At 71.6% G+C, this 12,962-nt stretch carries 9 protein-coding genes and 1 pseudogene; 7 read left to right on the forward strand and 3 right to left on the reverse strand.

Annotation, left to right across the window (positions count from 1 at the left end; genetic code table 11):
* Positions 1-55: 55 nt before the first annotated feature.
* The 3 genes and pseudogenes from AB0D29_RS18530 to AB0D29_RS18540 all read right to left on the reverse strand — a co-directional run.
* The gene (locus AB0D29_RS18530) at positions 56-1,555 is read right to left on the reverse strand and encodes a DHA2 family efflux MFS transporter permease subunit (RefSeq protein ID WP_362855375.1); all 1,500 of its coding nucleotides are present in this window, start codon (positions 1,553-1,555) and stop codon (positions 56-58) included.
* Positions 1,556-1,836: 281 nt separating this feature from the next.
* A complete protein-coding gene (locus AB0D29_RS18535) occupies positions 1,837-3,258 on the reverse strand; it encodes a DUF5685 family protein (protein WP_362855377.1) in 1,422 nt (473 codons plus the stop codon).
* 210 nt (positions 3,259-3,468) lie between these two features.
* Positions 3,469-4,124, reverse strand: a pseudogene (locus tag AB0D29_RS18540) (lipase family protein); the annotation flags it as partial.
* Between the two features lie 564 nt (positions 4,125-4,688).
* On the opposite strand from AB0D29_RS18540, the gene AB0D29_RS18545 reads away from it, so the two are divergent.
* From AB0D29_RS18545 to AB0D29_RS18575, 7 genes are all read left to right on the forward strand, one after another.
* A complete protein-coding gene (locus AB0D29_RS18545; RefSeq protein ID WP_362855379.1) occupies positions 4,689-5,495 on the forward strand; it encodes an MHYT domain-containing protein in 807 nt (268 codons plus the stop codon).
* Positions 5,495-7,843: an ATP-binding protein gene (locus AB0D29_RS18550; protein ID WP_362855381.1), complete on the forward strand. Its 2,349-nt coding sequence runs from the start codon at positions 5,495-5,497 to the stop codon at positions 7,841-7,843. Before AB0D29_RS18545 ends, AB0D29_RS18550 begins: the two co-directional genes overlap by 1 nt.
* Positions 7,840-8,268 (forward strand): roadblock/LC7 domain-containing protein, encoded by a 429-nt coding sequence (locus AB0D29_RS18555; protein WP_362855383.1) that lies wholly within the window; start codon positions 7,840-7,842, stop codon positions 8,266-8,268. Before AB0D29_RS18550 ends, AB0D29_RS18555 begins: the two co-directional genes overlap by 4 nt.
* The gene (locus AB0D29_RS18560) at positions 8,261-8,635 is read left to right on the forward strand and encodes a DUF742 domain-containing protein (protein WP_362855385.1); all 375 of its coding nucleotides are present in this window, start codon (positions 8,261-8,263) and stop codon (positions 8,633-8,635) included. The genes AB0D29_RS18555 and AB0D29_RS18560 overlap by 8 nt, the downstream gene beginning before the upstream one ends.
* A complete protein-coding gene (locus tag AB0D29_RS18565; RefSeq protein ID WP_362855387.1) occupies positions 8,616-9,209 on the forward strand; it encodes an ATP/GTP-binding protein in 594 nt (197 codons plus the stop codon). The genes AB0D29_RS18560 and AB0D29_RS18565 overlap by 20 nt, the downstream gene beginning before the upstream one ends.
* Before the next feature lie 12 nt (positions 9,210-9,221).
* Positions 9,222-10,406, forward strand: coding sequence for a substrate-binding domain-containing protein (locus AB0D29_RS18570; protein ID WP_362855388.1), 1,185 nt, complete (start codon positions 9,222-9,224; stop codon positions 10,404-10,406).
* Between the two features lie 90 nt (positions 10,407-10,496).
* Positions 10,497-12,932 (forward strand): polysaccharide lyase 8 family protein, encoded by a 2,436-nt coding sequence (locus AB0D29_RS18575; RefSeq protein ID WP_362855390.1) that lies wholly within the window; start codon positions 10,497-10,499, stop codon positions 12,930-12,932.
* Positions 12,933-12,962: the final 30 nt, after the last annotated feature.

Genomic DNA, 12,962 nt, shown 5'->3' on the forward strand with positions numbered 1-12,962 from the left:
GACCGGCCCGGGCCGCGTGGAGCAGTGCGGAGCGGCCGGGCCGGTCATCCAGGGATCAGGTGGGTGTGTGGGCGGTTTTGTTCGTCGCGGTGCCGTCTTCGTCCTGGGCCTCCGGCGCGGCAGGCTGTTGCGGAACGGGCGGGGTACGGATCAGCAAGGCCACCAGCACGGCCAGGGCGCCGAGCACGGCGCCGATGCCGAATCCCCACCGGATGCCCGTGGCGAGGGCGCCGGTGGCGTCGGCGCCCTCGGCTGCTGCCGTAGCGGCGCGTCCCGACATGACACTGATGACCAGGGCGGTGCCGGCGGCGGCCGCGACCTGCTGGAGCGAGCCCAGGATGGCGGAGCCGTGGGGGTAGAGGTGCGGCGGCAGTACGGCCAGGCCGGAGGTGAAGACTGGGGTGAAGACGAACGCCATGCCCGCGCTCAGGGCCACGTGGAGGGCGAGCACCACCCACGGCGAGGTCTGTTCGCCCGTGAAGGCGAACAGCGCGAGGCACAGCGCCGTGAGTACGGCTCCGGGTACGACCAGGCGTGGTGCGCCGAGTCGGTCGTAGAGCTTGCCGACCTGTGGTCCGAGCAGGCCCATGGTCAGGCCGCCGGGGATGAGGAGCAGCCCGGTCTGCAGTGAGGTCAGACCGCACACCTCCTGCAGATAGATCGGCAGCAGGATGAACGCACCCATGAGGGCCATGAAGGACAGGCACATCAGGGCGAGCGCCACGGAGAAGTGACGATACGTCAGTGCGCGCAGGTCCAGTAGTGGTGCGGACGAGCGCTGCAGTGCCAGCTGTCGCCATACGAACAGGCCTACGAGCACGGCGCCGACCAGGGTGACGGCCTCCGGGGGCACGGGGGCTCGGGCCGCGTTCTCGGCACCGAGCCCGCTCAGGCCGTAGACCAGGGCGCCGAAGCCCGCTGCCGCCAGGGGGACGGACATCCAGTCGATGGGGGCGGCCTGCGGCTCGCCGATGTTGACCAGCTTGCGCCGGCCGAACACGGCCATGGCTCCGGCGATGGGAAGCACGGCCAAGAACAGCAGGCGCCATGACCCCAGCTGCAGCAGCACGCCGGAGACGGCGGGGCCGAGGGCGGGTGCGACGGAGATGACGAGGGTGATGTTGCCCATGACTCGGCCGCGGTCGTGCGGGGGCACGAGGGTCATCAGCGTCGTCATGAGCAGCGGCATCATGACGGCGGTGCCGCCGGCCTGGACGACGCGTGCGGCCAGCAGTACGGGGAAGGTGGGCGCGGCCGCGGCCAGAGCCGTGCCCGCGAGGAACAGTGCCATGGCGAGGCCGAAGGCGGTCCGGGTCGTCACGCGCTGGAGGAACCAACCCGTCACCGGGATGACGACGGCCATGGTGAGCATGAAGGCCGTGGACAGCCACCCCGCGGCGGCTGCGGTGACCTCGAACTCGCGCATGAGCCGCGGGATCGCGTTCACCATGATCGTCTCGTTGAGGAGGACGACGAACGTGGACAGCACGAGAATCCGCAGCACTGCGGTGACGCGGGCGGGCGAGGGGATGAGTGTTTCGTGTGGTGCGGGCATGGTGCCTTCCGTCATCTGAGTGTCCTCCGCGCGTGGCGGTCACACTGACAGACTGCGGCGCCGGGAAGAACTCATCGGTCTTCCCCGATCCTGACGGTGCCACCGCCCGAGCTCAAACCATTTTGCCGACCCGGGACGGCCGAGGACGCGCTTCTTCGCGGGCCCGAAGCTTTTGATCACCGCCGAGCTCGGCGATCTGCCGCCCACCCTCCAGGTCACACAGCGACGGGGGGATCAGCACCCGGTTCCCCGCCGGGCGGGGAACCGGGCTAGTGCGTCATTCAGTCGCAGCAGTCGCAGCAGCACTTGCACGGATTGCAGCAGCCACCACCGCCGCAGCCGTCACCGCAGCCGTCACCCGAGCCGCCGCCGGAACCACCAGAGCCACCGGACCCGTGACCGCCACCCGAACCACCGGAGGAGCCACCCGAGTTGCCGCCGCCCTGGCCGCCGAACCAGCCGTCCCTCCCGGAACCGTCCCTCCCGGAACCGTCCCTGCTGGAACCGTCCCGGCTCGAGCCGCCGTTGCGGTTGCCGTCGCCGAACTGCCAGGACTCTCCGTCATCCTGGCCGGAGTCATCGCTGCAGCGGCAGCATCTGGTGCACAACCTGCAATCGCCGCACAACCGGCCCCACTCGCGACACCGCCGGCACTGCCCGTCCGACGGCCTGTCCGACGCCATCACCCCGCCCGCCGGGGCAGCGCCCGCAAGCTCCCCTACGCCGCAGGCCGCGCCCGTGCCGGTGCCGGTGCCGGTGCCCGAGGGCGATTCCGTCTCCGTACGGCGTCCCAGCCAGGGCACCATGCGCAGGCCCGGCACCTGGCGGCGGTGCTGATGGTGACGATGCCGGGGGTCGAAGACTCGATCGACGGCACGCTCCAACTCGCCGCCCAGAAGCGCCCGCACCAGCCGCCCGTCGACGAACACGGCGTCGGACACGGCGAGTCGGACTCCACGGACGGCGTCGTCGCAGAGCCGCCGCACCTCGGCGCGGTCCGCGCCGGTCACGGCGATCGGGTTCCACGCGCCGGACGCCTCGTCCGCGTCCAGGTCCTCCACCGCGTCCAGCAGATGCGCCAGCCGACCGAACAGGCGGCCGGCTTCCGCCAGCGGTTCGGCGTTGCCCGGGCGGTCCGTGAGCACAGCGGTGTACGCGAAGGCGGCCGCGGTCGCCGTCTCCGCGGGCTCCGTGACCGTCAGCAGGGAGCCACCGGGGCCGGTCGACCGCTCGATGTCCGGTTGGCGCTCGACCGCCCCGAGGAGCAGCGCGGTGTCGAAGCCGAGTCGTTCGCCGCCTGCGACGCCGGCACGCTCCCAGTTGTGGGCGATGCGGCGTGCCGCCAGCGCCACCGGGCGGCGCCCCACCAGGCCGTCGCCATCGGCCACATGGTCACGCATCTTCGCTGAGGCCAGCACCAGCGACACCGTCGCGGCCAGCCGCGCGCCCTCACCCTGCGCCACGTCCGCCGACCGCATCCCGCGCAGCGGGCACGGACCGGCACCCCGCCGCCAGTCCCCCGTACGCTCCGACTGCGCTTCGGTCAGCACCGAGACGATCAGGCCGTCGTAGTTGGTGGCCACTCTCGCGAACTGCCCGTATTCGCTGCGCAGAGCCAGGCACAGCCCGCACAGATGCGCCATCCACTCGGTACGCAAGCCCTCGCCAAGGCGATGACGGCATGGCCTGATGATTCCGAACACCGAAGTTCTCCCCCGTTGGAACAGTTACCCGCACGCATCCGTCGGACGGCTCACGGACGCAAGGCCGCACATGAGGCACGGCCCGGCGTGACGTCAACCTGATGTGACATCCACGCGCGGCCGACATCCTAGATGGTGCCTTTCGAGGGGTGTCCGCGGAGTCGAGTACGACAGTCTCCGAGGTCGTTGGCCGCGCTCGCCCGGGCGGTGTCAGGTGAGGTTCTTCTCCAGGGCGGCGACGTACTGCTTGATGGGGTGGTCGCGTACGGCGTCGGCGGCCGGTGCGAGGAGGTCGGCGGTCATGCCCTTCGCACGGTCGGCGAGGGCGCCGAGCGCTGGCATGGAGGTGCGGATGCGGCCCGCGGAGTCGATGTGGCGCAGGGTGTTGACGTGGGTGTACGCGGGCTCTGGCGGGAGCTGGGGGACGATGTCGTTGTTGTTGACGAAGCGGTGCAGCCGGTCCTTGAAGCCCTTGTTGCAAACTGCGGCCAGCAGCCTGTCGCAGGTGCGGGGCTGGCCGAAGGTGTAGATGCCGTCCGCCTGCAGGCGGGGTTCCTCCAGGTAGAGCCGGCATCCGGCGAGCATCGCCAGGGCGCCGCCGAGGCTGTGCCCCGTGAACCACACGCTCTGGTCGTGGTCGCGGAGTCGGCGAGGGTGCCGCGGACGGAGGGGAAGACGGAGTCCAGAGCCTCACCGAAGCCGTAGTGGACGTAGCCGGTCTCGGCGGGGCCCGGCCAGGGTGGGGTGGCGGCGTCGGAGAGCCAGTCGCGGATCTGGGCCGGTTCCGTGCCCCGGAAGCCGGTGATGATCATGCGGTCGCTGGCGATGGTGTACGCCTGGGTGTCCTGAAGCGGGAAGGGCGGCGTGGCCCCGCCACCGTTTGCGGGCTGCGGGCTGCGGGCGGCGGGCCGGTGGCTTTCGACAGGTCTGTCGTATCGGTCCTGACCGCTGTGCGATCGGCGACGCGCGTGATCTTCACTCTTGCGCAGCAGTTCGCCACGGCGCGCGAGGGTGGTGGGCTGCAGGCGATCGACTCGGTGCGGCCCTGCTTCTCTCCCTGCGCGCGACACCCGCCCGGGGACGCCCGGTCCCGGCCCGCCGCCACCGCATCCTCACCACTACGGGAGAACCGTACGGAGGCTACGTACGGGCGGAGGTACGCGAACTCCCGCACCAGCCACCCGCCCGCCGGTCGACGGAGCCGACGCCCCTGTGATCCACGTCACAATTCCAGCGGATGCCGGCCCCCCGCCCCCGAGGCGAAGTGTCCGAGTGACGCGCATTGATGATCACCGAACTCAGGAGTAGGACAGCGGACAGTAAGCGCTTACTGTCCTGCGGCGCACACGCCGATCCCACGCCCGAGCCGCGTCGCCAAACGGAGTGTTAGCGTCCACGGCCTTGGAGTTGATGAGCGAACGGAGGGACTCGTGGCACACCTGCACCACTTCAGCACCGGATGGCCCTCACCCGTCCTCGCATACGTCATGGCCTGCATCGGGTCGGCGCTCGGACTGCGCTGCACCGTAAGGGCATTGGCCACGGACGGGCGCTCGCGCCGCAACTGGCTGGTGACGGCATCGGCCGCGATGGCATCCGGGATCTGGACGATGCACTTCGTCGCCATGCTCGGCTTCGGCGTCGAAGGATCCGCGATCCGCTACGACGTACCCCTCACACTGCTCAGCCTGCTGGTGGCGATGGCCGTCGTCGGGGCGGGCGTCTTCACGGTCGGGTACGGCCGCTCGCGCGGGCGCTCGCTCCTGCTCGGCGGACTCGGGACCGGCCTCGGCGTGGGCGCGATGCACTACCTCGGGATGGCCGCCCTCCGGCTGCACGGGAGCGTCGGTTACGACCTGCGGACGGTGTTCCTCTCGCTGGTCATCTCCGTCGCCGCGGCGACCACCGCTCTCCGGGCCGCCCTCGTGGTCCGCGGCGCCGCGGGAGCCTCGGTCGCCGCCCTGGTCATGGGCGCCGCCGTGTGCAGCATGCACTACACGGGAATGGCCGCCGTGCACATCGAACTCGGCCCGCAGCAATCCGCGCTGGAGGGCGTCGCGGCCATGGACTTCGCGTTCCCGCTCGCGGTGGTCCTCGGCTCGTTCCTGTTCCTGGCCTCGGCGTTCGTCGCCCTGTCCCCCACCGCGCGCGAGTCCGCCGAGAGCGCCGAGGCTGAGGCTGAGGCCACCGTGCTGAATCCCCCCGGTCCGTCCCTGACTGCCCGATCGAGGAATTGATGAGCGCACCCCTGGCGCCGCGGTCCATCCGGGCGAAGATCGTCTGCCTGTTGATGGTCCCGGCCGTCTCCCTCATGGCGCTGTGGGCCTTCGCGACCGTCACCGCGGCCCGTAGCGTCTCGGAACTGAACCAGTACCAACAAGCGGGTTCCATCCTCCTGAGACCCGTTGACGCTCTCGTGCTCGCCGTCCAGGCCGAGCGTTCCGCCGCGATGCGCCACGTCACCGCGCCCAGCCGCGAACGCGCCGAGTACCAGGCGGACCGCGCGAAGGACACGGATGCCGCCGCCTCCGCGGTCCGCCGCGCGGTCCGCGCCTCCAGTCTCGATCGCGCCGCGGCGGAGGGCCACCTCGCCGAACGGGCCGATCTGCTGGTAGCCCGCCTCGACGGGCTGCCCGCTCAGCGCGAGCGGCTGAGCGGCCGGGACTCCGGGTGGCAGGACACGTACGACTCCTACAACGACACCATCGGCCTGGCGTTGGCCGTTCAGGGGGCCTTCGTCACGATGAGCGGTCCGGCCCTGCAGCCGGACGGCGCCTCGGCCGCGCGCACCTCCCTCGCCCTGGCACGCGCCCGCGAGATGATCGCCCGCGAGGACGCCCTGATGGGCGCGGCGCAAGTGTCCGGCCGCATCACCCGTGAGCTGTACCAGGAGTTCATCGGCGCGGGCCATACGCAGCGCCGGCTCCTGACCGTCTCCCCGGACGAACCGCGACCGGGCGAGGCGGCCGCGTACCAGAAGCTCCTCGCCGGGACCGCGCTGCGCGACCTGCGGGCCTTCGAGGACGAGATGCTGGAGGCGGGCGACGCGGCCAAGGCCGGGCCGGTTGCCGCGTCCGAGCGCTGGAACGCGCCCGCGCGCGCTGTCCTCCAGGATCTGGCACAGGCCCAGCAACACGCCACCACCGTCGCGATCGAGGGCGTGGACCCGCTGTCGTTCGCCGCTCTCGGCGGCTCGGGGGTCGCGGTGGCGCTCGGCCTGGTCGGCGTGCTGCTGTCGCTGGTCATCTCGGTCAGGATCGGCCGGGGCCTGGTCGTCGAACTGGTCGAACTGCGCAATTCCGCTCTCAGGCTCGCCGGCCGTGAACTGCCGCGCACGATCGCGCAGTTGCACGCGGGCGGGGCCGTGGACCTCGACGCGGTGGCGCCGATGCGCGCCCATCGCGACGACGAGGTCGGTCAGGTCGGTGCCGCGCTGGTGGCCGTCCACCGGTCCGCGGTCAGGGCCGCGGCCGAGCGGGCCGAGGCGCTGCACAGCATCTCCGGTGTCTACGTGAATCTGGCGCGGCGCAGTCAGACCCTGCTGCACCGCCAGCTCGCACTGCTGGACACGATGGAACGCCGCAACGAGGATCCGGTCGAGCTGGAGGACCTGTTCCGGCTCGACCACCTCACCACCCGCATGAGGCGGCACGCGGAGAGCCTCATCATCCTCTCGGGAGCGGCGCCCGGGCGTGGCTGGCGGCAGCCCGTTCCCCTTCTCGACGTCGTGCGGGCCGCTGCGGCCGAGGTCGAGGATTTCGACCGGGTGGAGGTCACGGACATGCCGGAGGTCAGGCTTCCTGGGACCGCGGTCGCGGACATGATCCATCTGCTCGCCGAACTCATCGAGAACGCGACGGCGTTCTCGCCGCCGCACACCGCGGTTCGTGTCTCCGCGGAGCGGGTCGGATCGGGTATCGCCGTGGAGATCGAGGACCGCGGGCTGGGTATGGACCGGGACGCGCTCGCCGAGGCGAACCGGCGCATCCAGGACACCGAGCGGGTCGATCTGCTCGACAGCGGCCAGCTCGGGCTGTTCGTGGTGAACCGGCTCGCGCACCGACTTGAGCTGCCCGTCACGCTGCGGCCTTCCGTGTACGGGGGTGTCGTCGCCGTGGTCCTGCTTCCCGGGCGGCTCGCGGGCGAAACGATCGAGGAGGCCGACGGCCCGGACGGCCCGAAGCGATCCGAGCAGACGGCTTCGGGGCTGCCACGCCGGGAATCGGCCCGCCCGCTCCCGGCACTGGAGCGCGTGGTCCCGCCTCCCGCGGTCGCGACCCGTGCGGCCCCGGCTCCGGCCCCGGCCCCGGCCGAACACGCCGCCCGGGCCGAGCTGCCCCGCCGGATACGGGCCGCGGGTCCGGTGTCCGGGCAGGCCGACGGGGACGACCCGTACGAGCCGGAGCGGGAAGGCGCCCGCAGGACCCCGGAGCAGGCCCGCACCACCATGGCTTCCTTCCGCGCGGGCTGGACACGGGGACGGGCCGCCAGCCCGCCCGCGACGCGGCTCCGGGAGAACGCCGATAACGGTGACAAGGGCGACAAGGGTGAGAACGACACGGCAGGCGAAGGAGAGAACCGATGACCGGCGACCCGCAGCACCCCTCCGAACCCGGCTGGCTCCTGGAAGAACTGGTCGCGCACGTGCCGGAGATCAGACACGCGATCGTCCTCTCCGGCGACGGTCTGCCCGTCGGCAGGTCGGCGTCCCTGAACCGGGACGACGCGGAGCGCTTCGCCGCGATCGCCGCCGGCTTCCACAGTCTCGCCAAGGGCACCGGACGCCACTTCCGCATGGGCCCGGTCGTACAGACCCTGGTCGAACTGGAGGACGGCTTCCTGTTCGTCGTCGCGGCGGGCGAGGGCTCCTGCCTCGCCGTGCTCAGCGACACCGACGCCGACGTCGGCCTGGTCGCGTACGAGATGGCGCGGCTGGTCAAGCGGGTCGGTGCGCACCTCGGCGCACCTGCACGCGATGATGCCGGGGCAACGTACGGCGCCCATGGCTGACGAGGAAGGCCGCTGGTACGACGCGGAGGCCGGCCCCCTGGTCCGCCTCTACGCGGTGACCTCCGGCCGGGCGCGGACCGGCGGCGAGCACCTCGACCTGATGACCGTCATCCATGCCGCGCCGCCCGTCGTACCCGCGCCAGGGCTCTCGCCCGAGCGGGCTTCCATCCTCCGGCTGTGCGCGCGCCGGCCCAGCCCGGTGGCCGACATCGCGTCCGACTCGCACCTCCCGCTGGCCGTCGTCCGCGTCCTGCTCGGCGATCTGCTGCAGGCCGGCCTGATCCGCGCGACTCCCCCCGTACCGGTTGCACAGCTCCCCGACGCCCGCATCCTCAGGAGAGTGATCGATGGACTCCGCGACCTCTGACCCCGCCACGCCCTTCCTCTCCCTCAAGATCCTCGTGGCGGGAGGTTTCGGGGCGGGCAAGACGACATTCGTCGGCTCGGTCAGCGAGATCCGGCCCCTGAACACGGAAGAGGTGCTCACCGAGGCGGGCCGGGCGGACGACGACCTCGACGGGGTCGCCGCCAAGCGCACCACCACCGTGGCACTGGACTTCGGCCGGATCACGATCGGCGACGATCTCGCCCTCTACCTCTTCGGCGCCCCCGGTCAGGACCGGTTCTGGTTCCTGTGGGACGAACTCGCCCAGGGCGCCCTGGGGGCCGTCGTCCTCGCGGACACCCGGCGCCTGCGGGACTGCTTCGCGCCGATCGACCACCTCGAACGGCGCGGGCTTCCCTTCGTCGTCGCCGTCAACTGCTTCCACGGAGCACGCGAATACACCGCCCGTGAAGTGGCGGCGGCTCTCGACCTGGACGCGCGGACGCCGGTGGTGCTGTGCGACGCGCGCGAACGGAAGTCGGGGAGGGAGGTCCTGATCACACTCGTCGAGCTGGCGGGCGACCTTCTCGGTGCCGGCGGCACGGCGACTGCGTAGGACGGGAAGACCATGCGGGAGAGGGTGGACGAGCGGCACAAGCGGGTACTGCGACTCGTGCGGGAGCACGGGAGCGTGCGGGTCTGCGACCTCGCCACGGAGCTCGGGATCTCCGTGGAGACCGCGCGGCGGGACGTCGCGGCGCTGTCCGACGTGGGCCTGGTACGGAGGCTACACGGGTCGGCCCTGTGGCCCACGGCGCAACTGAGCCCCCGCGAGGCACGCCTGGCCCGCGAGGCACCGCCTGTCGCGCCCTGCGGACTCGTCCTCGGGATGGTGGTTCCCGCGGTCGGCTACTTCTATCCGTCGGTCATTCGCGGCGCCCGGAACGCGGCTGCCGCCACGGGCGCGCGGCTGCTCGTCGCGACCACCGAGTACCACAGGGCCCAGGACACGACACGGATCGAGACCCTCGTCGAGGCAGGCGCCAACGGCCTGCTCCTCACCCCCAGCTGGAGCGTGGCCGGCCCGGATGCCGGCGACCTCCAGGAGCTCGCGGACCTGCCGGTCCCCGCCGTGCTGGTGGAGCGGTACGTGCCGACGGGCTCCCCCGGAACGGAGATCGACCGGGTCAGCTCGGCCCATGCGGACGGCGCCGCCGCAGGCGTCCGCCATCTGGCCGCTCTCGGCCATCGCCGCGTGGCCCTGCTGTGCCGCACCACGCACACCTCGCCCGCCCTGCGGCAGGGATACCGCGTGGCGGTCGACTCCCTCGGCCTGCCCGATGACGACCTCTCCCCGGCCGGAGGGAGGGAGTGGGGCGGGGACGACGACTTCCGGCGGCACGCAGACCGGCTGCTCGAACTCGCCGCTGCCGGCGAGGTGCGCGCCGCGCTCGTGCACACCGACGCCGACGCGATCGACCTGCTCCGGCGGCTGACGGCGCGTGGCCTGCGCGTGCCCGGGGACTTCGCGATCGTCTGCTACGACGACGAGTTGGCCGCGCTGGCGGATGTGCCCCTGACCTCGGTCGGACCCGCCAAGCGAGCGGTCGGCGAGGCCGCCCTGAAGCTGCTGTTGCGTCGGCTGGAGGACCCCGGGGCCGAGAGTTCGCACGTCGCGCTGGTGCCCAGGCTGAAGGTCCGGAAGTCGTGCGGCGCCCCGGCAGCCTCCGGGACCACGGCCGGGACCACGCCCGGACCACGCCCGGACCACGGCCCGCTGACGCCGAACGGGACCTCATTGACCGCTTCTTGACCGAGTGAGAGCGGAGCATTGACTTCCGGTCATCGGAATCCAATTCTGGCCAACCAGCGAGACCATCCGCCGCACCAGATTGGGTCCTCAATGACTGCTTCCGCCTGGCCCCGTCGCGCCTTCCTGCACGCAGCAGGTGGCACCGCCCTCGCGCTGGGGCTCACCGGGTGGACGTCCCTCCCGGCCGGGGCGGCCGAGACGGCGGCCGCCGAACCGGCGGCCACGGACGAGGAGTTCGCCGCCCTGCGCGCGAAGTGGCGGGGCCTGATCCTGGGCACCGGATTCATCCCGACCGCCGAACCGTTCAAGACGCTGCTCGCCAACCTGGGCACCACTGCGCGGGGGTACCTGTCGACGATGGCCCCCACCGGCGGCTCCCTGTGGCCCGGCATGATCTGGACGGACCCGGATCCGGATCTCGACGCGGAGTCGTACACCTTCTCGTCCCGCATGAACGACAGCTACAGCAGGCTGAGCGTCATGGCCCAGGCGTTCTGCCAGCCCGGAACCGGGCTCACCGGCGACACCGCACTGCTCGAAGCGGTCATCACCGGACTGGAGCACATCCACGACGACGTGTACAACCCCACCACCGTCCCGTACGGCAACTGGTGGAACTGGCAGATCGGCGCCCCGCAGGCCCTCATGGACACCTGTGTGCTGATTCACGAGCACCTGACGCAAGACCAGACGACCAGGTTCTGCGCGGCCGTGGACCATTTCCTGCCCGACTCGGCGGTGGCCGCTTACACCGGCACCAGCACGGGCGCCAACCGGGTCGACCTGTGCCGCGGCATCATCCTGCGCGGTGTCGTCGGCAGGCACCCCGACAAGATCGCCCTGGCCGCCCGCGCGCTGGCCCCCGTCTTTCCGTACGTCACCGCCGGCGACGGCTTCTACGCCGACGGCTCCTTCATCCAGCACACCTCCGTCCCGTACATCGGGGGCTACGGCTCGGTGCTGCACGACGGCGTGGGCCGGCTGCTCGCGCTGCTGCGCGGATCGGCCTGGGAACTGAACGACCCCAACACCCAGCTCTTCCTCGACACCGTCGAAACAGCCGTCGCACCGTTCATCTACAACGGCGTGATGATGGACAACGTCTCTTCCCGGGGCATCAGCCGTCAGGGCACAAGCGACCACCTGCGCGCCCACGGCCTGCTGGCCACTCTCGTACTCCTCGGCCAGGGCGCCTCCCCGGAGGAGAACGCCCGGTGGCGCGCCATGGTCAAGGGCTGGCTCCAGCGGGACTACCACTACCCCGCTCTCAAGAACCCGGGCCTGAGCCTGATCCGTGGCTCCTTGCTGCAGGGCCTGCAGGACGACACCTCGGTGAAGGCGGCTCCCGAGCCCGTCGCGCACCGGCTGTTCCACAACATGGACCGCGTCACCCATCGGCGCCGCGACTGGGCCGCCTCCGTCAGCATGGCGTCCAAGCGCATAGCCCACTACGAGTTCGGCAACGGCGAGCACGCCCGCGGCTACCACACGGGCGCCGGCTGGCTGTCCTGGTGGGGCAGCGACTTCGGCCTGGAGCAGTACTCCGACGCGTACTGGCCCACGGTCGACCCCTACCGGCTGCCCGGCATCACCGCCTCGCGCAAGCCCCTCGCCGACGGGGAAGGGGGCAACTGGGGCGGCCCGCGGCCGGATGCCGCCTGGGTCGGCGGCACCACCGACGGCGAGTTCGGCGCCACCGGACAGCACCTCAAGGGCCTGGCCGGCACGATGAACGCCAAGAAGTCCTGGTTCTGGCTGGACGACTCCATCGTCTGCCTCGGCGCCGGCATTGGTTCCGCCGACGGCTTCCCCGTCGAGACCACCATCGACAACCGCCACCTCGGAACCGCCGGCGCACCCGCCCTGACCGTCGATGGCAGGCAACAGCCGTCGACGCAAGGGTGGACGGCCACCTTCGAGGACGCCGGGTGGGCGCACATCGCGGGCCAGGCCGGCTACGTCTTCCCCGGCGGGGCCGGGCTCAGCGCCGTACGCGAGGAACGCACCGGCGCCTGGAGGGACATCAACACCGGCGGCTCCGCAGACCCGGTCACCCGCCGCTACCTCACCCTGTTCACCGACCACGGCACCGACCCCACCGACGCCGGATACGCCTACGTCCTCCTGCCGGGCGCGGGCGTGAGGGAGACCGCGCACCGCGCCTGCGACAAGGGCTGGCTGAAGGTCCTCTCCAACACCGCTGACCAACAGGGCATCCGCGTCCCGAAGCTCGGATTCACCGCCGTCAACTTCTGGGCACCGGGCACCGTGGACAAGATCAGCGCGAACGCCCCCGCCTCCGTCCTCATCCGGGAGCACCGCGACGGCACCGCGACCATCGTCGTCTCGGACCCCGCCCGCCAGGCCACCTCCCTGGAAGTCAGGTGGAACCGGCGTGTCTCCAAGATCCTCTCCAGGGCGTCCACCGTCACCGCCGCTGCCACCGGCCACGCCCTGACCCTCGTCTTCGGCGACCTCACGACCCAGGCCGGAGGGCCACAGCGCATCACCGTCCGACTCGGCTGAACCACCCCACAGGGGCCCACCACCGCCGGC

The sequence above is a fragment of the Streptomyces sp. NPDC048424 genome, assembly GCF_040651555.1.
Classification (GTDB): Bacteria; Actinomycetota; Actinomycetes; order Streptomycetales; family Streptomycetaceae; genus Streptomyces.

Excerpts from the sequence above, each read along its gene's own strand:
- AB0D29_RS18530 (WP_362855375.1), bottom strand. The coding sequence starts at position 1,555 with ATGCCCGCACCACACGAAACACTCATCCCCTCGCCCGCCCGCGTCACC.
- AB0D29_RS18560 (WP_362855385.1), top strand. The coding sequence starts at position 8,261 with ATGGCTGACGAGGAAGGCCGCTGGTACGACGCGGAGGCCGGCCCCCTG.
- AB0D29_RS18550 (WP_362855381.1), top strand. The coding sequence starts at position 5,495 with ATGAGCGCACCCCTGGCGCCGCGGTCCATCCGGGCGAAGATCGTCTGC.
- AB0D29_RS18570 (WP_362855388.1), top strand. The coding sequence starts at position 9,222 with ATGCGGGAGAGGGTGGACGAGCGGCACAAGCGGGTACTGCGACTCGTG.
- AB0D29_RS18575 (WP_362855390.1), top strand. The coding sequence starts at position 10,497 with ATGACTGCTTCCGCCTGGCCCCGTCGCGCCTTCCTGCACGCAGCAGGT.
- AB0D29_RS18565 (WP_362855387.1), top strand. The coding sequence starts at position 8,616 with ATGGACTCCGCGACCTCTGACCCCGCCACGCCCTTCCTCTCCCTCAAG.
- AB0D29_RS18555 (WP_362855383.1), top strand. The coding sequence starts at position 7,840 with ATGACCGGCGACCCGCAGCACCCCTCCGAACCCGGCTGGCTCCTGGAA.